The organism is Phocaeicola intestinalis, from assembly GCF_014837065.1.
Classification (GTDB): Bacteria; Bacteroidota; Bacteroidia; order Bacteroidales; family Bacteroidaceae; genus Phocaeicola; species Phocaeicola intestinalis.
Map to the genome: position 1 here is coordinate 1,371 of NZ_JACSPP010000120.1, position 1,591 is coordinate 2,961.

A 1,591-nucleotide genomic window follows, 5' to 3' on the forward strand; every position below is an offset into this window, starting at 1 on the left:
CCTTAATTCCGCAACACTATAGTTTAACATTATTTATAAGTGCCTGAGCAACAAAAAGTTGCCCAGGATTTTGCCATGTCAGAATTTTCACTTACCTTAGTGTTGCGAAAAGAAGACAAGCAAAACTCTAATATGACATGGCAAAATACAAATAAAATCTGAGAAACTCACTCCTTTTGGAGGAATTTTTTCTATTATGGAGCAATTTGATGCTCTTTTAGCTCAAACCATAGATTCCACCTTGGGATTGAGATGCACTATGTTTGGTTATCAATATAGCGAAATTCTACGCTCTCTGATGTGCGTATATCTTTGTGGCGGCTCATGTATTGAGGATGTTACAACTCACTTGATGAAACATTTGTCTCTTCATCCAACTCTTCGCACTTGCAGCGCAGACACCATATTGCGTGCTATCGAAGAACTGACTTGTAAGAACATCACCTATAAATCTGCTTCTGGCAACTCCTATGATTTCAATACTGCAGACAAGATGAACTGCTTATTGATCAAAGCCCTGCTTGCTACTGGTCAATTGAAATCCGGTCAAGAGTATGATTTTGACTTTGACCATCAGTTCATTGAAACAGAGAAGCATGATGCAAAACCAACCTACAAGAAGTTCCTGGGCTATAGTCCAGGTGTGGCAGTCATTAACGACATGATTGTCGGTATTGAAAATAGAGACGGCAACACAAACGTGCGCTTCAACCAAAGAGAGACTTTGGAAAGAATCTTCAAGCGACTGGAGGCATCAGAAGTATATATATCCCGTGCCCGCATGGATTGCGGCTCATGCTCGGAGGAAATCGTAGATATGGTAGAGGCTCATTGCAGGCATTTTTATATTCGTGCCAACAGATGCTCTTCCTTCTACGATTCCATGTTTGCCTTGACTGGATGGAAAACTGTTGAAATCAACGGTATTGAATTTGAGCTGAATTCCATCCTTGTTGAGAAATGGAAAGGAAAACCGTATCGTCTTGTCATACAGAGACAAAGGCGAATAGATGGAGACCTTGACATTTGGGAAGGCGAATATACCTACAGATGTATACTGACTAACGATTACAAGTCGAGTGCAAGAGACATCGTGGAATTCTACAATCTTCGTGGTGGCAAGGAACGCATCTTCGATGACATGAACAATGGCTTTGGCTGGAATCGATTGCCAAAATCGTTCATGGCACAGAATACTGTATTCCTGCTTATGACAGCTCTCATCAGAAACTTCTACAAAGCTATTATGCAGAGATTGAAAACCCATGAATTTGGATTGCGTGCCACCAGCAGAATCAAGACCTTTGTTTTCAAGTTCATCTCTGTTCCTGCGAAATGGATTAAGACATCACGTAGGCATGTATTGAATATTTACTCAGACAACAATGCTTATGCCAACCTGTTCAAGACAGACTTTGGTTAAAGACCATGCTTTTCTGGTTAAACCAGCGTATTACCTCAAGTCGCTTTATGGGGTAAGGGGATTTTGTGTCTGCGACATTTCTGTTGTGCAAGAAATATGTACAATAAAATGAATTTTGTCGCTTTGCAAGCAAAATCCCACTAAACCCTATAGGTTGCGGATTTGAGG

Annotated in this window: 1 protein-coding gene; it reads left to right on the top strand. The window is 40.7% G+C overall.

Annotated features, from left to right (window positions below):
* The first annotated feature begins 145 nt into the window (after window positions 1–145).
* Window positions 146–1,423: an IS1380-like element IS942 family transposase gene (locus tag H9625_RS17245; protein ID WP_191765546.1), complete on the top strand. Its 1,278-nt coding sequence runs from the start codon at window positions 146–148 to the stop codon at window positions 1,421–1,423.
* Window positions 1,424–1,591: the final 168 nt, after the last annotated feature.